The sequence below is a fragment of the Leisingera aquaemixtae genome (genome assembly GCF_019801145.1).
Classification (GTDB): Bacteria; Pseudomonadota; Alphaproteobacteria; order Rhodobacterales; family Rhodobacteraceae; genus Leisingera; species Leisingera aquaemixtae_A.
In genome coordinates this window covers 1-20,627 of the sequence record NZ_JAHVJQ010000013.1, presented here as the reverse complement: position 1 = coordinate 20,627, position 20,627 = coordinate 1, and the positions used below count along the sequence as shown (strand labels likewise).

Annotated in this window: 22 protein-coding genes; 20 read left to right on the top strand and 2 right to left on the bottom strand. The window is 65.5% G+C overall.

What is annotated here, in order from left to right; genetic code table 11:
- Window positions 1-144 precede the first annotated feature (144 nt).
- Window positions 145-798, bottom strand: a complete 654-nt coding sequence (fsa, locus tag KUW17_RS20985) for a fructose-6-phosphate aldolase (RefSeq protein ID WP_222482264.1) — start codon at window positions 796-798, stop codon at window positions 145-147.
- 81 nt (window positions 799-879) lie between these two features.
- On the opposite strand from fsa, the gene KUW17_RS20980 reads away from it, so the two are divergent.
- From KUW17_RS20980 to KUW17_RS20965, 4 genes are all read left to right on the top strand, one after another.
- Window positions 880-3,075 (top strand): primosomal protein N', encoded by a 2,196-nt coding sequence (locus KUW17_RS20980; protein ID WP_222482333.1) that lies wholly within the window; start codon window positions 880-882, stop codon window positions 3,073-3,075.
- A 216-nt stretch (window positions 3,076-3,291) separates the two neighbouring features.
- Window positions 3,292-4,527 (top strand): MFS transporter, encoded by a 1,236-nt coding sequence (locus KUW17_RS20975; RefSeq protein WP_222482263.1) that lies wholly within the window; start codon window positions 3,292-3,294, stop codon window positions 4,525-4,527.
- A 135-nt stretch (window positions 4,528-4,662) separates the two neighbouring features.
- Window positions 4,663-5,535 carry a 50S ribosomal protein L11 methyltransferase gene (locus KUW17_RS20970; protein ID WP_222482262.1) on the top strand — a complete coding sequence of 291 codons (873 nt, stop codon included), beginning with the start codon at window positions 4,663-4,665 and terminating at the stop codon, window positions 5,533-5,535.
- Window positions 5,536-5,638: 103 nt separating this feature from the next.
- Window positions 5,639-5,983 (top strand): hypothetical protein, encoded by a 345-nt coding sequence (locus KUW17_RS20965; protein ID WP_222482261.1) that lies wholly within the window; start codon window positions 5,639-5,641, stop codon window positions 5,981-5,983.
- A 172-nt stretch (window positions 5,984-6,155) separates the two neighbouring features.
- Here the strand turns inward: KUW17_RS20965 and KUW17_RS20960 are convergent, their stop codons facing one another.
- Window positions 6,156-6,374, bottom strand: a complete 219-nt coding sequence (locus tag KUW17_RS20960) for a DUF1127 domain-containing protein (RefSeq protein ID WP_222482260.1) — start codon at window positions 6,372-6,374, stop codon at window positions 6,156-6,158.
- Window positions 6,375-6,701: 327 nt separating this feature from the next.
- Here KUW17_RS20960 and ruvC point away from each other — a divergent pair, with 327 nt between their 5' ends.
- The 16 genes from ruvC to KUW17_RS20880 form a co-directional block, all read left to right on the top strand.
- Window positions 6,702-7,199 carry a crossover junction endodeoxyribonuclease RuvC gene (gene ruvC, locus KUW17_RS20955; protein WP_222482259.1) on the top strand — a complete coding sequence of 166 codons (498 nt, stop codon included), beginning with the start codon at window positions 6,702-6,704 and terminating at the stop codon, window positions 7,197-7,199.
- Window positions 7,196-7,885 (top strand): Holliday junction branch migration protein RuvA, encoded by a 690-nt coding sequence (gene ruvA, locus KUW17_RS20950; protein ID WP_222482258.1) that lies wholly within the window; start codon window positions 7,196-7,198, stop codon window positions 7,883-7,885. The genes ruvC and ruvA overlap by 4 nt, the downstream gene beginning before the upstream one ends.
- Before the next feature lie 175 nt (window positions 7,886-8,060).
- On the top strand, window positions 8,061-9,080 hold the full coding sequence (gene ruvB, locus KUW17_RS20945) for a Holliday junction branch migration DNA helicase RuvB (RefSeq protein ID WP_222482257.1): 1,020 nt from the start codon (window positions 8,061-8,063) through the stop codon (window positions 9,078-9,080).
- A 244-nt stretch (window positions 9,081-9,324) separates the two neighbouring features.
- Entirely contained in the window at window positions 9,325-9,993 is a 669-nt protein-coding gene (locus tag KUW17_RS20940; protein ID WP_222482256.1) for a hypothetical protein, read from the top strand.
- A complete protein-coding gene (gene thpR / locus KUW17_RS20935; RefSeq protein ID WP_222482255.1) occupies window positions 9,993-10,535 on the top strand; it encodes an RNA 2',3'-cyclic phosphodiesterase in 543 nt (180 codons plus the stop codon). The genes KUW17_RS20940 and thpR overlap by 1 nt, the downstream gene beginning before the upstream one ends.
- 189 nt (window positions 10,536-10,724) lie before the next feature.
- On the top strand, window positions 10,725-11,108 hold the full coding sequence (ybgC, locus tag KUW17_RS20930) for a tol-pal system-associated acyl-CoA thioesterase (protein WP_222482254.1): 384 nt from the start codon (window positions 10,725-10,727) through the stop codon (window positions 11,106-11,108).
- Window positions 11,109-11,214: 106 nt separating this feature from the next.
- Window positions 11,215-11,910, top strand: coding sequence for a protein TolQ (gene tolQ, locus KUW17_RS20925; RefSeq protein ID WP_222482253.1), 696 nt, complete (start codon window positions 11,215-11,217; stop codon window positions 11,908-11,910).
- A gap of 4 nt (window positions 11,911-11,914) precedes the next feature.
- Complete coding sequence (locus KUW17_RS20920; RefSeq protein ID WP_222482252.1) at window positions 11,915-12,406, top strand: ExbD/TolR family protein; 492 nt, start codon at window positions 11,915-11,917, stop codon at window positions 12,404-12,406.
- 15 nt (window positions 12,407-12,421) lie between these two features.
- Window positions 12,422-13,567 (top strand): energy transducer TonB, encoded by a 1,146-nt coding sequence (locus KUW17_RS20915; protein WP_222482251.1) that lies wholly within the window; start codon window positions 12,422-12,424, stop codon window positions 13,565-13,567.
- Window positions 13,564-14,889, top strand: a complete 1,326-nt coding sequence (tolB, locus tag KUW17_RS20910) for a Tol-Pal system beta propeller repeat protein TolB (RefSeq protein WP_222482250.1) — start codon at window positions 13,564-13,566, stop codon at window positions 14,887-14,889. The genes KUW17_RS20915 and tolB overlap by 4 nt, the downstream gene beginning before the upstream one ends.
- A 92-nt stretch (window positions 14,890-14,981) precedes the next feature.
- Complete coding sequence (pal, locus tag KUW17_RS20905; protein WP_222482249.1) at window positions 14,982-15,485, top strand: peptidoglycan-associated lipoprotein Pal; 504 nt, start codon at window positions 14,982-14,984, stop codon at window positions 15,483-15,485.
- A 4-nt stretch (window positions 15,486-15,489) separates the two neighbouring features.
- Complete coding sequence (gene ybgF, locus KUW17_RS20900) at window positions 15,490-16,344, top strand: tol-pal system protein YbgF (RefSeq protein ID WP_222482248.1); 855 nt, start codon at window positions 15,490-15,492, stop codon at window positions 16,342-16,344.
- Complete coding sequence (tilS, locus tag KUW17_RS20895) at window positions 16,341-17,594, top strand: tRNA lysidine(34) synthetase TilS (protein WP_222482247.1); 1,254 nt, start codon at window positions 16,341-16,343, stop codon at window positions 17,592-17,594. The genes ybgF and tilS overlap by 4 nt, the downstream gene beginning before the upstream one ends.
- A 78-nt stretch (window positions 17,595-17,672) precedes the next feature.
- Window positions 17,673-19,586, top strand: a complete 1,914-nt coding sequence (gene ftsH, locus KUW17_RS20890; protein ID WP_222482246.1) for an ATP-dependent zinc metalloprotease FtsH — start codon at window positions 17,673-17,675, stop codon at window positions 19,584-19,586.
- Between the two features lie 161 nt (window positions 19,587-19,747).
- Entirely contained in the window at window positions 19,748-20,356 is a 609-nt protein-coding gene (locus KUW17_RS20885; protein WP_222482245.1) for an MOSC domain-containing protein, read from the top strand.
- A 155-nt stretch (window positions 20,357-20,511) separates the two neighbouring features.
- On the top strand, window positions 20,512-20,627 hold a 116-nt coding region (locus tag KUW17_RS20880), incomplete at its 3' end, for a formate--tetrahydrofolate ligase (RefSeq protein WP_222477505.1).

Sequence of the window (20,627 nt, the reverse complement as noted above, 5' to 3'; positions counted from 1 at the left end):
AAAATGCGGCTGCAGCGGAAATTGCCGCCGGGGCGTGCTCCCGCCTGTTGCCGGTGCATTTGCATGCTCCGCGCCTGCACCGGCCGCAACAGAAAAAGGCGCCCGGACAGGGCGCCTTTCGTGGTCTTCCGTTTGGCGGGCGGATCAGAGGATCTTGATCTCTGCCGCCTTGATGTCGGCCAGGAAAGCATCCAGGCCCTTATCGGTCAGCGGGTGGTTCACCATCGCCTTGATCACCGCGGGCGGCGCGGTGATCACGTCGGCGCCGATGCGGGCCGAATCCAGCACATGGTTCACCGAGCGGATCGAGGCGGCCAGGATCTGGGTCTCAAACCCGTAGTTGTCATAGATGGTGCGGATGTCCTCGATCAGCTCCATGCCATCCAGGTTGATGTCGTCCAGACGCCCGATGAAGGGGGAGATGAAGGTCGCGCCCGCCTTGGCTGCCAGCAGCGCCTGGTTGGCGGAGAAGCAAAGGGTCACGTTCACCATGTGGCCGTCGTCGGTCAGGGTTTTACACGCCTTCAGCCCGTCCCAGGTCAGCGGCACTTTCACCGCGATGTTCTCGGCGATCTCCACCAGCTTACGGCCTTCGGCGATCATGGTTTCCGCGTCGGTTGCGGTCACTTCCGCCGACACCGGGCCGTCGACCAGATCGCAGATCTCCTTGGTGACCTCGATGATGTCGCGGCCGGATTTCTTGATCAGCGACGGGTTGGTGGTGACACCGTCCACCATGCCCAGATCATTGAGCTCGGCAATCGCGTCGATCTCGGCGGTATCTACGAAGAATTTCATGGGGCAGTCCTTTGGATGGGTTGGCCTCGGTCGCCACAGCCTTTACCTCATGGGAATACGGGCGGCAACATGGGCAGCAGTATGAGCGGGCAGGAGTTCTTTCAGGCAGGCGAAAGGGTCGGGGTTCTGACCACGCAGCCCCTTGACCGGCTGCTGGATTACCGCGCGCCGGAGGGCGGCTGTTACCTGGGGGCCTATGTCGAGGTGCCGCTGGGCCCGCGCAAGGTGCTGGGCGTGGTCTGGGGGCCGGGTGCCGGAGAATTCGATTCGGCCAAGCTGCGCTCGGTGATCCGGGTGCTGGACGTGGCGCCGATGCGCACAGAGATGCGCCAGTTCCTGGGCAAGGCCGCCGACTATACACTGACCCCGATGCCCGCGATGTTGCGGCTGGCAACCCGCGCGCCGGGGCTTTCCGATCCGCCCTCAATGCGCAAGATCCTGCGCCGGGGCGACGGTGTGCCGGACCGGATGACCGATGCCCGCACCCGTGTGCTGGAGGTGCTGGAGGAGTATGGCGGTCTCGCCTTCACGCCCAAGGAGCTCGCCGAAATGGCCGGTGTGACACCCTCGGTGGTGAAGGGGCTGGTCAAGCAAGGCGCCCTGCGCGAGGAGGAAGCGCCCCGCGATCTGCCCTATCCGCATCTCGACCCGGAACTGCCCTCCAAGCAGCTGACCGAGGATCAGGCGAAGGCCGCCGCTGTGCTGGCCGAGGCCGTTCACAGCGGCCGCTATGGCACCACGCTGCTGAAAGGCGTCACCGGTTCCGGCAAGACAGAGGTGTACCTCGAGGCCGTCGCCGCCGCCCTGCGCGCTGGGCGGCAGGCGCTGGTGCTGCTGCCTGAAATTGCCCTGACCGCCGAATTCCTCACCCGCGTTGAGGCCCGGTTCGGTGCCAAACCCGCCGAGTGGCACTCCGGTGCCACCATGACCGAACGCCGCCGGGTCTGGAAAATGGTCGGGCAGGGGGCGGCGCAGCTGGTGATCGGCGCCCGCTCGGCGCTGTTCCTTCCATTCCGCGATCTGGGCCTGATCATCGTCGATGAGGAGCACGACACCTCCTACAAACAGGAGGACGGGGTCCTGTACAACGCCCGCGACATGGCGGTGCTGCGCGCAGCCATGTGCTCGGCGCAGGTGGTGCTGGCTTCGGCCACGCCGTCGCTCGAGACCTGGGCCAATGCCGAGGCCGGCAAGTACAACCGGCTGGACCTCACCTCCCGCTTCGGCGCTTCGGTTCTGCCGGAGATGCGCGCGGTGGATATGCGGTCAGAAGACCTGCTGCCCTCCACCTGGATCTCGCCGACCCTGAAACAGGCCATGAAACTGCGCCTGGAACGCGGCGAGCAATCGCTCCTGTTCCTCAACCGGCGCGGCTTTGCCCCGGTCACCATCTGCCGCGCCTGCGGCGCGCAGGTGGCTTGCGACCATTGCGACGCGCGGATGGTCGAGCACCGTTTCATGAAGCGGCTGATGTGCCACCAGTGCGGCGAGACCAAACCGGTGCCGGAGGCCTGCCCTTCCTGCGAGGTAGAGGGCAAGATGGCCCCCGTCGGCCCCGGCATCGAGCGGCTGGCGGAGGAAGCCACCGCCCTGTTTCCGGAGGCCCGCATCGCGGTGCTCAGCTCCGACCTCTTTGGCTCCGCCCGCGCGCTGAAGCAGAGGATCGAGGAGATCGCCGCCGGCGAAGCCGACATCATCCTTGGCACCCAGCTGGTGGCCAAGGGCCACAACTTCCCGCTTCTGACGCTGGTGGGGGTGATCGACGCAGATCTGGGCCTGCAGGGCTCCGACTTGCGCGCGGCGGAGCGGACCTTTCAGCTGATGCGCCAGGTGGCGGGCCGGGCAGGGCGCGCCGAACGCCCGGGCGAGGCGCTGATGCAGACCTTCCAGCCCGAGCACCCGGTGATCCGCGCCATTCTGTCAGGCGATGAGGAAAGCTTCTGGAAGGCCGAAGCTGCCGAGCGCCAAGCCGCAGGCGTGCCGCCCTACGGGCGGATGGCCGGGATCATCCTGTCGGGGCCGGATCTGGCGGCGGTCTTTGATCTTGGCAACGCCATGGCTCGCAACGACGGCCCGCTGCGCCAGATCGGCGCCCAGCTGTTCGGCCCCGCACCCGCCCCCATCGCCCGGGTCCGCGGCCGCCACCGGGTGCGTCTGCTGGTCAAGGCGCCGAAAGGCGTGCCGCTGCAGGAGGCGCTGGCCCGCTGGACCGCGCCGCTGCGCCTCAAGGGCGACTTGCGCCTCAGCATCGACATCGATCCGCAGAGCTTTTTCTGAAAACAGACAGGGGGCTTTGCCCCTCGCGCCCTCGGCGCTCACCCCAGGATACTTTTAGCCAGATGAAGAGCGAAACCTTTGTTCATCTGGCCGCAAATATCCCGGAGCGTGAGGCGGAGCCTCGCTTGGGGCGCATCTGCGCGCTGATGCGGAGCTTATTGTGCAGGCAGGTTTTCCCCCTCGCCAGACCGGCGGAACAGGCGTAAACCCTTGCTCATGTTCAAACCGATGCCCCTTTCCGAGGCCCAGGGCCTCCCGTTCTGGCGCCGCCCGGTGACGCTTTTGTTCCTGATGGCGCTGGCGATGCCGATTGCCTTCAACACCTGGAGCGCGCTGCTCAACAACTTCGTGATCGAAGCCGCCAATTTCGACGGCGCCGACATCGGCCTGTTGCACACGGTCCGGGAAATCCCGGGCTTTCTGGCCGTCGGTGTGATCGCGGTGATCCTGTTCGTGCGCGAGCAGGTGCTGGGGCTGATCTCGCTGGTGCTCTTGGGCGTGGCCACCGCCGTCACCGCCTGGTTCCCTTCGCTTGGCGGTCTCCTGATGGTGACTCTGCTCAGCTCCATCGGTTTCCACTACTACGAGACGGTGAACCAGTCGCTGCAGCTGCAATGGCTGCCCAAGGACCGGGCACCGCAGACGCTGGGCTGGCTGGTTGCGGCCGGATCGGCGGCAACGCTGGTGGTTTACGGATTGATCGTGCTGACTTGGGAAAGCCTGGGCCTCAGCTACAACACCGTGTTCCTGGCCGCAGGCGGGCTGACTGCGGCCATTGCGATGTTCGCACTTCTGGCCTACCCGCAGTTCGATGCGCCGCATCCGCAGACCAAAAAGCTGATCCTGCGCAAGCGCTACTGGCTCTACTACGCGTTGCAGTTCATGGCGGGCGCCCGGCGGCAGATCTTCGTGGTCTTCGCAGGCTTCATGATGGTCGAGAAATTCGGCTTCGAGGTGCATGAACTGACCGGGCTTTACCTGGTCAACCTGGTGATCAACATGACCGTGGCGCCGGTGCTGGGCAAGGCCGTGGCCGCTTTTGGCGAGCGCCGCACGCTGATCTTCGAATACGCAGGCTTGGCCATCGTCTTTGCGGCCTATGGCGGCATCTACTGGTTCGGCTGGGGCGTGGTGATTGCGGCTGTGCTCTATGTGGTCGACCATGTGCTGTTTGCCCTGGCCTTGGCGCTCAAGACCTATTTCCAGAAGATCGCCGACCCGGGTGACATTGCCCCCACCGCCGCCGTGGCCTTTACCATCAATCACATCGCCGCGGTGTTCCTGCCGGTGCTGCTGGGCCTTCTCTGGGTCTATGAACCGGGCCTGGTTTTTGCCCTGGCAGCCGCGATGGCGCTGGTGTCGCTGTCTCTGTCGCTGCTGATCCCGCGCCACCCGGAACCGGGCAACGAGACCATCTTCAGCAAATACACCCGCCCCGCGCCGGCAGAATGACCCTGCCGCCCCGCCAAGGGGGGAGGTTCTGTGCACAGGATGAGCGTGGGCGTTGCCTGGCTTGCCGCCAGCCGGGCGCTTGACGCGGGGCCCGCGGCAGCCTAGGCGCTTGGCAACAGTTTCAGGAGCAACGCCATGCCCACATACACCGCCCTCACCACGCTCACCGCAAAAGCTCAGGCCGAAGCGCTCGGCGAAGCCATGGAGCGGCTCATCCCGGAACCCACCGGCATCGGCGTCTTTGAAATGGAGGACGGCTCCGGCCTGTGGGAGGTTGGCGGTTATTTCACTGAAGCGCCCGACGAGGCAGGCCTCGCACTGCTGGCCGCGATGCATGACGCCAAGCCCTTTGTTGTCTCCGAGGTGCCGGAAACCGACTGGGTCGCCCATGTGCGCCGCGAGCTGGCGCCGGTCGAGGCGGGCCGGTTCTTTGTCTACGGCTCGCATGACGCCGACAAGGTGCCGACGGACAAGATCCCGCTGCTGATCGAGGCGGCGATGGCCTTTGGCACCGGCCACCACGGCACCACGCTCGGCTGCCTCAAGGCGCTGGACCATCTGCTGGATCAGGGCTTCCGCGGCGAAAAGGTGGCCGACATCGGCTGCGGCACCGCGGTGCTGGCGATGGCTGCCGCCCGGGTCTGGGATGGCGCCATCCTGGCCAGCGACATCGACGAGGTTGCGGTCGAGGTGGCCGAGGCCAACCTCAAGGCCAATGGCATGGAAGGCCAGGTCGCGTGTCTGGAGGCGGCGGGTTTTGACAACCCAGAGTTGCAGGCGCAGGCGCCCTACGACCTGATTTTTGCCAACATCCTGAAAGGGCCGCTGGTTGCCCTGGCTCCTGACCTGACCGCGAATCTGCGTCCCGGCGGCTATGCGATTCTCTCCGGAATCCTGAATGAGCAGGCCGACGACGTGGTCAGTGTTTATGCACAGAACGACGCCAATCTTGCGCGCCGGGAGGAAATTGGTGAATGGACAACGTTACTTCTCCGTAAAGCGGGCTGATTGAATCAAGTTTGCGGCAAATTTGAGGGGCTTGCCGCAATTTCGCCCCATTTTTAGCCAATGATGGGCTACCCGCTGGTGGGGGCCAGTTCGGAGGCTCGTAATGGGCGAACATCGTGATCAGTTCCAGTCGCGCTTGCAGCAGATCAACCGCAAGCATATGGCCATGTCCGGAGGCTATTCCGCAAAGATGCGGCCGGACGGGCTTTTGGTAATCAAGCCGCACCGGGTGCAATCCCGGATTTCGGCGCGCACGCTGGTGTTCCTGGCGGCATTCTTTCTGCTGTTCAAAGGGTTCCTGATGGCTGCGCTTGGCTTTGGCAGCTATGACGAGCGCGTCAGGACGCTCGCCGCCGGCAGCGTGGTTGAGCGTGCCGGCGCCTACATCATGCAGGCGGATCCTGTTTCTGTCTTTATCGCCCAGAACATCGGGCCGGTTCTGCGCTGAGCAAGGGGCGGTTACCGGGGCTGGAAAAGGCCGCTGCGGGGGGCAGCGGCCTTTTTCGTGCCCGCGCCAAACCGGCGGCGGCCAGGCAATAAAAAACGCCGCGGCCCTGCAGGGTCCGCGGCGTTTCCCTATGCGCCCCGAGGGAGGAGGCAGGGCGGTAAAGGGGAGAAGCTCAGAGGACGGTTTTGCCGGTGGCAACGTTCTCGATGTCGCCGCGGCACATGCCGATGTCGGCCAGCTCGCGGTCGGACAGGCCGGACAGGGCGTTGCGGGTTGCGCGCGCGTCGTTCCAGGCGGCGAATGCGCCTGCAGCAGCGGCAAACAGGTCGCCGAAACGGCCAAACAGGCCGGTGGAACCATAGGTGGTGCGGGTGGTATCAAATGCGGCCATATCCGTGTCCTCTGATTAGCTGTTAGCATCCGTCGCGGTGTTGCGATGGCCGGCATCTAGTGGCGAAATTTTTGCGCGGCAAGGCATGAAATTGCATGTGTCATATGCGCTGTGTGCATAGCTATTTTCTATGTAAACAAGGGCTTTGCGGCGGCTGCCGGAACTGACGCGAAAATGTCGCTCCTGCCTCTGCAATGGGTCGTTTCCAGGCCGGAATTGCGGCCTGTGCGGTATCGGACCAGCGGCGAAAGCAATTGGACATGTTCGCGTTTTGTGCTAATCGTGGAAAAAATAATTCTGAACCAGCGGGCAGGGACCGGGCACATCATGCGGATTTTGGGAATTGATCCGGGGTTGCGGAACCTCGGATGGGGCGTGATCGAATCGCGCGGCACCCGGCTCAGCCATATTGCTAATGGCGTCTGCACCTCCGACGGCGATGATCTGGGCGAGCGTCTGCTGTCGCTGCACAATCAGGTATCCGAGATCATCGAAGAGTTCGCTCCGGATCAGGCGGCGATCGAACAGACCTTCGTGAACAAGGACGGAGCCGGCACGCTGAAGCTGGGCCAGGCGCGCGGCGTGGCGCTGCTGACGCTGGCCAAGGCCGGCCTGCCGGTGGGGGAATACGCCCCGAACCGGGTCAAGAAGACGGTCGTGGGTGTCGGCCATGCCGAGAAGGAGCAGATCATTCACATGGTCAAGCTGCAGCTGCCGGGCTGCCTGCCGAAAAACGCCGATGCGGCGGATGCGCTGGCGATTGCGATCTGCCACGCCTATTACGGAGGCACCCAGCAGCGCCAATTGAGGGAGAAACGCGCATGATCGGCAAACTGACGGGCCGCCTCGACTACCGGGCGCAGGATCACGTGCTGATCGACGTGCGCGGCGTCGGCTATATCGTCTATTGCTCCGACCGCACGATGGCCGCGCTGCCCGGGGTGGGGGGGGCCATCGCGCTTTACACCGACATGGTTGTGCGCGAGGACCTGATGCAGCTATACGGCTTCACCTCGCTGGTGGAGAAGGAATGGCACCGCCTGCTGACCTCGGTGCAAGGCGTGGGTGCCAAGGTGTCGCTGGCCATCCTCGGCGCGCTGGGGCCGGACGGGGTGAGCCGCGCAATTGCGCTGGGCGACTGGGCCTCGGTCAAGGCGGCCAAGGGCGTCGGTCCCAAGACCGCGCAGCGCATCGTGCTGGACCTCAAGGACAAGGCGCCCGGCGTGATGGCAATGGGCGGCACGGTTGTGGATGCGATGGACGGCCCGGGGCTGGAGGTGGTTGATGACGCCGATCCCGGACCCGCCGCCAAACCGGCCCGCAAGGCGCCTCCGAAGAAGCCCTCAGGGGCAGCCGCTGCCTCTGCCGGGGCGCTGTCGGCTTTGGGCAATCTGGGCTACGGGCCGTCGGATGCCGCTGCCGCAGTGGCCGAAGCCGCCGCGACCTATCCGGATGCGGATGAGCCGGAACTGATCCGCGCTGCGCTGCGCCTGCTCGCGCCGAAGGGGTGACTAAGTTGTTGCGGATATCGGATGTCACGCCCGACCGAGAGACCGGGCAGCGCCCTTCCCGCCCCCCGTCAAACCGAAGGTTTGCCTCCGGCAAAACGGGCGGGCGCATCGCTTCCTGCCCCGCCGGGACGGGCGCTGCCCTTACCGCGTTCCCTCTAGTTGCGGAAACACTGACATGATTGACGCCGACCCCGCCCTGCGCCCCGAGCCGCTGCCGGAAGACAACGACCGCGCCCTGCGCCCGCAGGGCCTCAGCGAATTCATCGGCCAGGCCGAAGCCCGCGCCAACCTGCGCGTCTTCATTGAGTCCGCCCGGCGCCGCGGCGAGGCGATGGACCACACGCTGTTCCACGGGCCCCCGGGCCTCGGCAAGACCACCTTAGCGCAGATCGTGGCGCGCGAGCTGGGGGTGAACTTCCGCATGACCTCCGGTCCGGTGCTGGCCAAGGCGGGCGATCTGGCGGCGATCCTCACCAATCTTGAGGCCCGCGACGTGCTGTTCATCGACGAGATCCACCGGCTGAACCCGGCGGTGGAGGAAGTGCTTTATCCGGCGATGGAGGATTTCGAGCTGGACCTGGTGATTGGCGAAGGCCCGGCGGCCCGCACGGTTCGCATCGAATTGCAGCCCTTCACCCTGGTCGGCGCCACAACCCGCATGGGCCTGCTGACCACGCCGCTGCGCGACCGCTTCGGCATCCCGACCCGGCTGCAGTTCTACACCATTGATGAGCTCTTTGAGATTGTCAGCCGCAACGCCCGCAAGCTGGGCGCGCCGGCAGATGACGCCGGTGCCCGCGAGATCGCGCGGCGCGCCCGCGGCACCCCCAGGATCGCCGGGCGGCTCCTGCGCCGCGTGGTGGATTTTGCGGTGGTCGAGGGCGATGGAACCATCACCCGGGAGCTGGCCGACGGCGCCTTGACGCGGCTGGGGGTGGACCAGCTGGGTCTGGACGGCGCCGACCGTCGTTATTTGAAGTTGATTGCAGAAAACTACGGCGGTGGCCCAGTGGGGATCGAGACGATCTCGGCAGCCCTCAGCGAAAGCCGCGACGCGCTGGAGGAGGTGATCGAGCCATACCTCTTGCAGCAGGGGTTGATCCAGCGCACCCCGCGCGGGCGGATGCTGGCGCAAAAAGCCTGGACCCACCTGGGAATGGCGCCGCCGCGCGGCCAGAACGACTTGTTCGGGTAACACCGGCGGGCACTGCAATAAGTGGTGGTGCCCTATACGTGTGGGTGCCGCGCCGCTGTGCGGCGCGGCACCCGGCGGGGATATTTTGGGCAAGAGGAAGTGGGCCGCGCCGCGCCAGCGGCGTCGGGCCCAAGGCTGGTTCCGGCGGCCTGGCGCAACCAGGCGGCCGGACACGCGCGGGAGCCGACCCCTTGCCGCCGCGCGGCGCAGGCGGCATAGACGGGGCAGGATCAAGGAGACCCATATGACCGCCCAGCTGCCAGACCTGACGCCGGAGCAGATCGAAGCCCTGTTCACCCGCAATGACGGCTCTTACGCCTTTGCCCGCTGGGGGCGGCCGGTGGCGCCGATCGTGTTCGGGGTGCAGGACGAGACCCTCAAAACCATCAAGGGCGCTCTGGAGGCGGTTATGACGCTAGCGGGCCACCAGATGGCCGAAACCGATCCGGAGCTGGGCTCGAACCTGATGTTCTTCTTCTTCCGCGAATGGGACGAGCTGCTGGAAGTGCCGGATCTGGACCGGCTGATACCTGGGCTTGAGCCGCTGGTCGCCCGGCTGAAGGAATCGGACGCCAGCCAGTACCGCGCCTTCCGCTTTGACGAACAAGGCGGCATCAAGGCGGCGTTTGTATTCCTGCGGATGAAGGGCACGATGGCGCAGATGCCGGCCGAGACGCTGGCACTGACCCAGGCAGTGCAGGTGGCGCTGATGTGGGGCGATGCCGCCTTTGCGGAGGCCTCGCCCTTGGCGGTGCTGCCAGAAACCGGCGCCACCATCCTGCGCCCTGAGATCGCCGGCGTGATCGCGGCGGCTTACGACCGAATGATGCCGGTGGCGGCACAGGACAAATCCCACGCCCTGCGCCTGTTTGCGCGCCTGCAGGCGCCGGCGGCGGAGCAGCCTCAGTCCTGATGCGGGCCTTCGTTGGCCTGCCCCTGCCTGATGCAGCCCTGGACGCGCTGGAACGTGTGCAAGAAGGGTTGACCGCCGGGCGGCATGTGCCGGCAGAGAACATGCACCTGACGCTGGCCTTCCTGGATGACCAGCCGGAGGCAGCGCTGCAGGCTCTGCATCAGATGCTGGCGGAGATCAGCGTGCCGCCTTTGACGCTGACCTTCCGTGGGCTGGACACCTTTGGCGGCAAGCTGCCGCGGGTGCTGGCGGCTGAGGTGCAGAAGACGCCTGAGCTGACCGGGCTGCGCGGCCAGATCCGCGGCGCCTGCCGGCAGGCCGGGATTGAGCTGCCCCGCGAACGGTTCCGTCCGCATGTGACGCTGGCACGCTTTCCCCGGCATCTGGAGGCGGGGCAGGTGGAAAAGATCGCACGGTATCTGGCAGAGGCGGCGGATTTCCGGCTGGAGTGCGCAGCAGAGGCATTTGCCCTGTTCCAGTCCACGCTGGCGCCAAGTGGTGCGCGCTATGATGTGCTGGCGGAGTATGCGCTGAGGCGCTGATTGCGCGATTAGGGCCGCATAGTCTCGCGGGGGGGGGGCAATCGCGCCGCCCCATAGAGGCGGGTCATGCCGGAGGCATGCTTGCAGCATGACGCGGCCCGGGCTGCAGCCGGGCGGTTGCTGGCGCACAAACCGCTGTTGGTTTTCTGCCAGTTGCAATAAGTTCCCGCCGGAAAACAGGAGCAGGCAATGAACCACCAATTCCCCGTCCGGGTCTATTACGAGGACACTGACATGGGCGGGATCGTCTATCACGCCAATTACCTGCGGTTCATTGAACGGGCCCGCAGCGACTGGGTGCGCGGTATCGGAGTGGATCAGAACGCCATGCGCGAGGCCGGCCTGATCTATGTGGTGCGCCGGATCGAGGCGGATTACCTGGCGCCTGCCAAGTTCGACGAGGAGCTGCTGGTCACCACCACGATGCACAACGTCACACCGGCGCGGATGATCCTGAATCAGGAAGTCACGCGCGACGGCCAGCCGTTGTTCCGCGCCCAGGTCACCATCGTATGCATCACCGCGGGCGGCAAACCGGCCCGGCTTCCGGCAGAGATTCGCGCATTGCGGTAACAATTGGCGCCTGCCCGCCTGTTTTATTGGCCTTTGCCATTGAACTGCGCTAGCGTCTTGCCAAATAAGGCCGGATAAACGGCCGGGAAAACCGTAGAGCAGGCGAATGGAAGCAGAAACTCTGGCGCTGGCGCAGGAGATTGATTTCTCCATGTGGGGCCTTTTCGCGCGGGCCACCGTAACCGTGAAACTTGTGATGCTGATGCTGGTGGGGGCCTCGATCTGGTCCTGGGCGATCATCATCCAGAAGACCATCAACTACCGTCTTGCCCGCAGGGAAGCGGATGCCTTTGACCGGGCGTTCTGGTCCGGCAATCCGCTGGATGAGCTGTTTGAACGGCTGGGGGCCGAACCCTCCGGCCAGGCAGCGCGGATCTTCTCGGCCGGCATGAGCGAGTGGCGCCGCAGCCACCGCAGCGACGGCGGCCTGATCCCCGGCGCGCAGGCGCGCATCGACCGGTCGATGGATGTCGCCATCGCCAAGGAGACCGAGGGCCTGCAGGGCGGGCTGTCGGTGCTGGCAACTGTGGGTTCCACGGCGCCGTTTGTGGGCCTGTTCGGCACCGTCTGGGGCATTATGACCGCCTTCATCGAGATTGCGGAGCAGCAGAACACCAACCTTGCGGTGGTGGCGCCCGGTATTGCAGAGGCGCTGATGGCAACCGGCCTGGGGCTGCTGGCGGCAATCCCGGCGGTGGTTTTCTACAACAAGCTGAGCGCGGACAGCGACCGCATCATCGGCGGCTATGAGGCCTTTGCCGATGAGTTCGCCACCATCCTCAGCCGCCAGCTGGACTCCTGACGCCATGGGTGCCGCTGTCCAGCAGCCTTCAGGCGGCGGCAACCGCCGCCGGGGCCGCCGCCGCGGGCGCGGCCGGCCGATGTCCGAGATCAACGTGACGCCCTTTGTGGACGTCATGCTGGTGCTTCTGATCATCTTCATGGTGGCCGCACCGCTGATGACCGTGGGCGTGCCAGTGGAGCTGCCCAAGACCGCAGCCGGAGCCTTGCCCGGGGATGAGGAGGAGCCGCTGACCGTCACCATGACCGCCGGGGGCGGAGTGGAAATCCAGACCACGCCGGTGGCGCGCGACGAACTGTTGCCCAAGCTGCGGGCGATTGCGGCAGAGCGGACCTCGGACCGGGTGTTCCTGCGCGCTGACGGGCGGATTGCCTATGCCGACGTGATGCAGGTGATGGGTGCGCTGAACGCGGGCGGTTTTTCCAACGTCGGGCTGGTCACTGATACCGGCGGCCCGGCCTTGGACGGGCGGCAAGCTGACAGCACGGGGCAGTAGGCGGGGACGCGGACGGTGCAGACCGGAACCAAGATCTCTCTTGCCGGGCACGGATTGCTGATGGGATGGGTTGTCTTCGGCGCCTGGTTCCCGTCCGAACCCCTGCCGTCCAACGTGCAGCAGGTGGCGCTGATTTCCGCCGAGCAGTTCGAGAAGCTGAGCCAGCAGCGCCAGGCGCCGCAAGTGGCGCCGGAGCCTGCGCCGCTAAATGAGCCCGCCGCGGTGCAGCCCGCGCCGGATCCGGAGCCGCAGGCCGATCCGGAACCGGAGATTGCCCGGCCCGAACCGGTTGCCCCGGCGGCGCCGGACCCGCAGGTGACAGATCGCCCGGAACCGCAGCCGGAGCCGGACGTGCCTGTTGAACTGCCTTCTGCCGCGGAAGAGCCGGAAGTGGCCTCGCTGGTGCCGCAGTTGCGCCCCGAAACGGCGCCGCGCCCGGTTGACCGTGTGGCGCCGGAGCCGGTGGCACCGCCGGAGCCGGACACGAAGATCGACGATATTGTCCAGCCTGAGGTCGCGCCGGAGGAAGGTGCCGAGACCGAGCAGGACGTACAGGAAGCCACCGCGCGGGAAGCGGCCAATGACCGGATCGTGACCGAGGAGAACGAGGGCGAGGATGTCGCGGCCTCTGCTGCGCCGGCCGTGTCCAAGCGCCCCAAGACCCGGCCCGCCCGGCCCAAGCCGGAGCCGGAGCCGCAGGTGACCGAAGCGGCGCAGTCCGCGGAACCGGAGCAGCCCGCGAAGACGCAGCAGTCTGACACCTCTTCTGCGGTGGCGGATGCGCTCGCCGAAGCGCTGGCCGGCGGCGCCGATGTTGTGGCGCCGGAACCCTCGGGCCCGCCGCTGACCCTGGGCGAGAAGGATGCGCTGCGGGTCGAAGTCTCGCGCTGCTGGAACGTGGGATCGCTGTCGACGGACGCGTTGAAGACCACGGTTGTCGTCAGCGTGTCGCTGGCGCAGGACGGCAAGCCTGACACCGGCTCCATCCGGATGCTGTCGAGCACCGGCGGATCTTCCTCGGCGGCGAAACAGGCTTATGAGGCCGCCCGGCGGGCGATTATCCGCTGCGGGGTGAGGGGGTTTCAGCTTCCCCCTGAAAAATACGCGCAATGGCGTGATATTGAGATGACATTCAATCCTGAAAGGATGCGGATCAAATGAGGAAAATACTGGCAGCTCTTCTGATCGGTGCCGCGGCGGCGGCAGGGGCAGGCGCGGCCATGGCTCAGGATGGCCCGCTCCGAATCGAGATCGACCAGGGCGTGATCGAACCCTTGCCCTATGCGGTGCCGGATTTCGTGCCCGAAACCCCGGCGGCGTCGGAATATGCCGCCCAGATCGCGCGGGTGATCGCGGCGGACCTGAGCGGCACCGGCCTGTTCCGGGAAGTGCCGGCCAGCGCCCATATCTCCAAGGTCACAGGGTTCGACAGCCCGGTGAAATATGCCGACTGGAAGGCGGTGAACGCGCAGGCGCTGATCACCGGCGCGGTCAGCGTGAACGGCAACCAGCTGACAGTGCGCTTCCGCGGCCACGACGTTTTTGCCGAAAAGGAGCTGGGCACCGGCCTTCAGTTCACCGGCACCACCGACGGCTGGCGGCGGATGGCGCATAAAGTGGCAGATGCGATCTACAGCCGGATCACCGGCGAAAGCGGCTATTTCGACAGCCGCGTGGTTTATGTCTCCGAAAGCGGCCCAAAGAACGACCGCCGCAAGCGGCTGGCGGTGATGGATTACGACGGCGCCAATGTGCAGTACCTGACCAACAGCGCTTCGATCGTGCTGGCGCCGCGGTTCTCGCCCACCGGCGACCGGGTGCTCTACACAAGCTATGAGAGCGGGTTTCCGCAGATCCATGTGCTGGATGTGGGCCAAGTGCAGCGCAAGGTGCTGTCCAGCGGCGACGGCACCATGAGCTTTGCGCCGCGGTTTGCACCGGACGGTCGCACTATTGTCTACTCGCAGACCCAGGGCGGCAACACCGACCTGTTTTCGATGGATATCAACACCGGCGCTAAGACCCGGCTGACCTCTGCACCCTCGATCGAGACGGCGCCGTCGTTTTCGCCGGATGGCAGCCAGATCGTGTTCGAAAGTGACCGTTCCGGCAGCCAGCAGCTCTATGTGATGCCTGCAGGCGGCGGCGAGGCGCGGCGGATCAGTTTCGGCCAGGGGCGCTACGGCACGCCGGTGTGGTCGCCGCGCGGCGACATGATCGCCTTTACCAAGCAGAACAAGGGCCGGTTCCACATTGGCGTCATGCGCACCGACGGCAGCGAGGAACGGCTGCTGACCGCTTCCTTCCTGGACGAGGGGCCGACCTGGGCGCCGAACGGCCGGGTGATCATGTTCACCCGTGAAAGCCAGGGCAGCGCCGGGCGGGCGCTGCTGTATTCGGTGGACATCACCGGGCGCAACCTGAAACCGGTGAAGACGCCGGACGGGGCGTCGGATCCGGCCTGGTCGCCGCTGCAGAATTGAAAGTATTAATTTGGCGGGGATACCCGCATAGAACCTGATCCGGGCATGTGTTAACTTCCGGTCAAGAAACGCAAAAGGAATAGGCAGACGATATGAGCGGTTTGAAATTGGCAGTAGCGGCTGTTGCCGTTCTGGGCCTGGCGGCCTGCAGCAACAACCGGTGGGATGACACGGCAAACGGCGGTGCCGGCGCAGGCGCCGGACTGGGGGCGGGGGCGCTGGATCCGGCAAGCCCGGCCTATTTCCAGCAGACCATTGGCGACCGCGTGCTGTTTGCAGTGGACCAGTCGACCCTGTCGCCCGCGGCGCAGGGCATTCTGCAGGGCCAGGCGCGCTGGCTGACCCAGAACGCCGACTATGTGGTCACCATCGAAGGCCACGCGGATGAGCAGGGCACCCGCGAGTACAACCTGGCACTGGGTGCCCGGCGCGCTAATGCCGCGCGGGAATACCTGATTTCGCAAGGGGTTGCGGGGCACCGGATGAAGGTGGTCAGCTACGGCAAGGAGCGCCCGCTGGAAATCTGCTCGGAAGAGGCCTGCTATGCCAAGAACCGCCGTGCGGTCACCGTGCTGGCCGGCGGCCTGACGGGGTAAAGCCATGAGACGCCTGCGCACTGTTCTTTTGGCCTCCGTGATTCTGCTGCCGCTGCCGCTGGCAGCGCAGGACCAGCAGACGCTGGCAGACGTCCGCCAGGAGCTGACCGTTCTGCATGTCGAGATCCAGCGGCTGAAGCGTGAGATGTCGACGACTGCTGCGCCATCGGTGGATGTGTCTGGCGATACGGTTCTGGACCGGGTTGCCGCGATTGAGAGCGAATTGCAGCGCCTGACCCTGCAGACCGAGGAGCTGGGGCACCGGATCGACCGGATCGTGACCGATGGCACCAACCGGATCGGCGATCTGGAGTTCCGCTTGGTCGAGCTGGAAGGCGGCGATGTCGGCGCGCTGAAGGAAACCACCACTTTGGGCGGCGGTGAGCTGCCCTCGATTGGCGGACCGGCCGCCCTGGACGGTGCGGGCGTGCCTGGCACGGGCGCCGTTGGCGGCGGGGCGGCAGGCGGTGAGCTGGCGGTTGGCGAGCAGGCCGACTTTGACGCTGCTGAAACGCTGCTGGCCGAAGGTTTGTATCAGGACGCTGCGGAGAAATTCGCGGCCTTCAACCAGGCCTATCCGGGCAGCCCGCTGGCGCCCGCAGCTGAATTCAGCCGCGGCAAGGCGCTGGACGGGCTGGGCGACACCCGCGAAGCGGCACGGGCCTATCTGGCGGCCTTCACCGGCAATTCTGCCGGCCCGGTGGCCCCCAGGGCCTTGTTCGAACTGGGCGCCGCCCTGGGCCGCCTTGGCCAGACCGACCAGGCCTGTGTCACGCTGTCCGAAGTCGGCGTGCGTTTTCCGGGTGTTGCGCAGGAAGCTGACGCCACTGCAGAAATGGCCAAGCTGGGCTGTTCTTGACAGGCGTGCGGCGCGATATCCTGGGACTGCTTCGCAGTCAGTTCCAATCGGCGCAGACCGGAAGGCTGGGCATTGCGCTGTCCGGCGGCAGCGATTCGATGGCGCTGATGCATCTGATGCACGAGGCCTTCAAGGATGAGCCGGTTGAGCTTTTTGCTGCCACCATCGACCACGGGCTGCGGCCGGAAGCGGCGGCTGAAGCCCGCTGGGCAGGCGAGGCGGCTGAAGCGCTGGGGATTGCCCATGAGGTGATCCGCTGGGAGGACGGCCCCGGCAAGGGCAACCTGCAAAGCCAGGCCCGCGAGGCGCGCTATGAACTGCTGTGCAGCTGGGCCAAGCGCAACAGCATTCCCATCCTCTGTGTCGCCCATACTGCGGATGATCAGGCGGAAACCCTGCTGATGCGGATGGCGCGGGCGGCGGGTGTTGCGGGCCTGTCCGGCATGGCGCCGCGCCGTGTCCACAAGGGCGTCACCCTGCTGCGGCCGCTGCTGGAAGTGACCCGCCGCGAATTGCGCCAGTACCTGCAGGAGCGCGGCATCGAATGGTGCGATGACCCCAGCAACAGCGATATCCGGTATGAGCGGGTGAGGGCGCGCCGCGCACTGGCGGAGCTGGCGCCGTTGGGGCTGACGCCGACGGTTCTGTCCCGGGTTGCGGAAAACATGAGCAAGGCGCGCGAGGCGCTGGACTGGTATGTGTTCCTGGCCGCCCGCGACATGGCGCATGTGCAGGCCGGCGCAGTGGTTCTGTGCCAGCGCAAGTTCCGCACCCTGCCCAGCGAGACCGGCTACCGACTGCTGGTCAAGGCGATTCAATGGGTGGCGGGCACCCCCTATCCGCCGCGCCGGGTGCCGATGGAGATCGCGGTCCTGGCGGCGCGCGGCGGCGGCGCGGCCACCGTTTCGGGCTGCCATCTGCTGACAACCACCAAGCAGATCTGGATCTGCCGGGAGGCCAAGGCGGTCGAGCGCATCACGGCGCTGCCCGGCCAGGTCTGGGATGACCGGTGGAAGGTTTTCGGAGGCGATGCAAAGGGTTGCGAAGTGCGCGCCCTGGGGCGCGACGGGCTGTTCAACTGCCCTTCCTGGCGCGCAACCGGCGTGCCAGGCACCGTTCTGGAGACCAGCCCGGCGGTGTGGCGCGGGCCCGAGCTGATCGCTGCGCCGGTTGCCGGAATGGCCAACGGCTGGGCGGCGGAACCGGCGGCAAACGAAGAAGAGTTCTTTGCGTCCCTTTTATCGCATTGAACCTGCTCGAATGATCCTTATTTTAAGCACAACGCAGGCGGCCTGAGAGGTGCGCCTTACTGATAGGGAGAACTTTCCTTGGGCAACGCTCGCAATATCGCCTTTTGGGTTGTTCTGTTTCTGCTGATTCTGGCGCTGTTCAATCTGTTCAGCGGTTCCGGCAGCACGATGCAGAGCCGTGAACGCACATTCTCGGACTTCGTCAGTTCGGTGGAGACCGGCAAGGTCAGCACCGTCACGCTGGACGGCGAACAGGTCCGTTACACCACGACCGACGGGCAGAACTACGTCACCATCAAGCCGGGCGATGCCGAAGTCACTTCGCTGCTGATCGACAAGAACATCCCGGTGCGGGCAGAAAAGCAGCAGCAGTCGGGCTTCCAGTCCTTCCTGATCACGCTGCTGCCGTTCCTGCTGCTGATCGGTGTCTGGATCTACTTCATGAACCGGATGCAGGGCGGCGGCAAAGGCGGCGCCATGGGATTCGGAAAATCCAAGGCCAAGATGCTGACCGAGAAGCACGGCCGCGTCACCTTTGACGACGTGGCGGGCATCGACGAAGCCAAGGAAGAGCTGGAAGAGATCGTCGAATTCCTGCGCAACCCGCAGAAGTTCTCGCGCCTGGGCGGCAAAATCCCCAAGGGCGCGCTGCTGGTCGGCCCTCCGGGCACCGGTAAGACGCTGCTGGCGCGTGCCATTGCGGGCGAGGCCGGGGTTCCGTTCTTCACCATCTCCGGGTCCGATTTCGTCGAGATGTTCGTCGGCGTCGGCGCCTCTCGCGTACGCGACATGTTCGAGCAGGCCAAGAAGAACGCGCCCTGCATCGTCTTCATTGACGAGATCGATGCGGTGGGCCGCCATCGCGGCGCCGGCTATGGCGGCGGCAATGACGAGCGCGAGCAGACCCTGAACCAGTTGCTGGTCGAAATGGACGGCTTTGAGGCCAACGAGGGTGTCATCATCCTGGCGGCCACCAACCGCAAGGACGTGCTGGACCCGGCACTGCTGCGCCCGGGCCGCTTTGACCGCCAGGTCACCGTCGGCAACCCCGATATCAAGGGCCGCGAGAAGATCCTGGCGGTGCATGCCCGCAAGACCCCGCTGGGCCCGGATGTGGACCTGCGCATCATCGCCCGCGGCACCCCCGGTTTCTCCGGCGCCGATCTGGCCAACCTGGTCAATGAAGCAGCGCTGATGGCCGCCCGCGTCGGCCGCCGCTTTGTCACCATGGAGGATTTCGAATCCGCCAAGGACAAGGTGATGATGGGCGCCGAGCGCCGCTCGATGGTGCTGACGCAGGACCAGAAGGAAAAGACCGCCTATCACGAGGCCGGCCATGCCGTTGTCGGCCTGGCGCTGCCGCTGTGCGATCCGGTTTACAAGGCCACCATCATCCCGCGCGGCGGCGCCCTGGGCATGGTGGTCAGCCTGCCGGAAATGGACCGGCTGAACTATCACCGCGATGAGTGCCAGCAGAAACTGGCGATGACCATGGCGGGCAAGGCGGCGGAAGTCATCAAGTATGGCGAGGACCATGTCTCCAACGGCCCGGCCGGCGACATCCAGCAGGCCAGCCAGCTGGCCCGCGCCATGGTGCTGCGCTGGGGCATGTCGGACAAGGTCGGCAACATCGACTATGCCGAAGCCCACGAAGGCTACTCCGGCAACACCGCAGGCTTCTCTGTGTCCGCCCACACCAAGGAGCTGATCGAGGAAGAGGTGAAACGCTTCATCCAGCAGGGCTATGAGAAGGCGCTGGAGATCCTCAAGGACAAGACCGAGGAGTGGGAGCGGCTGGCGCAGGGGCTTCTGGAGTACGAGACCCTGACCGGCGAAGAGATCAAGCGGGTGATGAACGGCGAGCCCCCGCAGGCCGGCGACGACGAGGATGACAGCGAGGATCAGGGCAATGCCTCGGTCACCGCGATCCCCAAGGCCAAGCCCAAGAAAACCCCGCCGGAAGGCGGTATGGAGCCAGAGCCCTCCGCCTGATCTCCCAAGAATTTGCCCCCGGTAGCCGCTGGCCTCCGGGGGTTATTATTTGCAGTCTTGCTGTCCTGGATCACAAAAAAGCATCGCAACCGGTCTGGCCCCGGCCTGCTCTGCCTGTATGCTCGCCCGTCACAACGACTTATTGGCGAGGGAGAGCTGACATGCCGGTGCTGCGGAAAACGGAATACACAGGGCAAATTACCTGGCTGGGCCATGTTCCCGCAGGCAGCGGCCTGCAGGCAGTGCCGTCGGAACGGCTGGATCTGGGCTTTGGCGGCATTGCCGGGGAACGCCACCAAGGCGAAAACCGCGCCTCCTGCGTGCGGGTGCGCAATCTCTATCCCGAGGGCACCGAAATCCGCAATGTGCGCCAGTTGACCATCCTGTCGGAAGAGGAGCTGGCGCTGATTGCCGCGGACATGGGGATGGAGACCGTGAACCCTGCACATCTCGGCGCCACCATCGTGCTTCGCGGCATCCCGGACCTTACCTTTGTGCCGCCGTCCTCGCGCCTGCAGGGGCCGGACGGGGTGACGCTGACGGTGGACATGGAAAACCGCCCTTGCGTGCTGCCCGGGCGGGAAATCGAGAAGGACCGCGCAGGCTTTGGCGCCCGCTTCAAGCCTGCGGCACAGAATCGGCGGGGAATCACCGCCTGGGTGGAACGTCCCGGCAGCCTTGAGCTGGACAGCGAGTTGGCTCTGTTTGTTCCGGATCAGCGCGCCTGGGTGCCGCAAGCGCCCCCTTTCCGGGAAATGGGTTTCCTTTAAGGAACCGAGGAGGGGCCTGCGAGAGACCTCACGCCGCTTCAAGGCGGGATAATGTCGGAAATCAAGCGCGTCATTTGCCGCATATTGGCTAAGTCTATCGCGAAACCGGCATCGCTGTGCCGGCGATTGTATGCAAACTCAGCAGGAACCTTGCCATGAGCTACAAGAGTGACATCGAGATTGCGCGTGAGGCGCAGAAGAAGCCGATCCAGGAGATTGGCGCGAAGATCGGGATTTCGGACAGCGACCTGCTGCCCTACGGCCATGACAA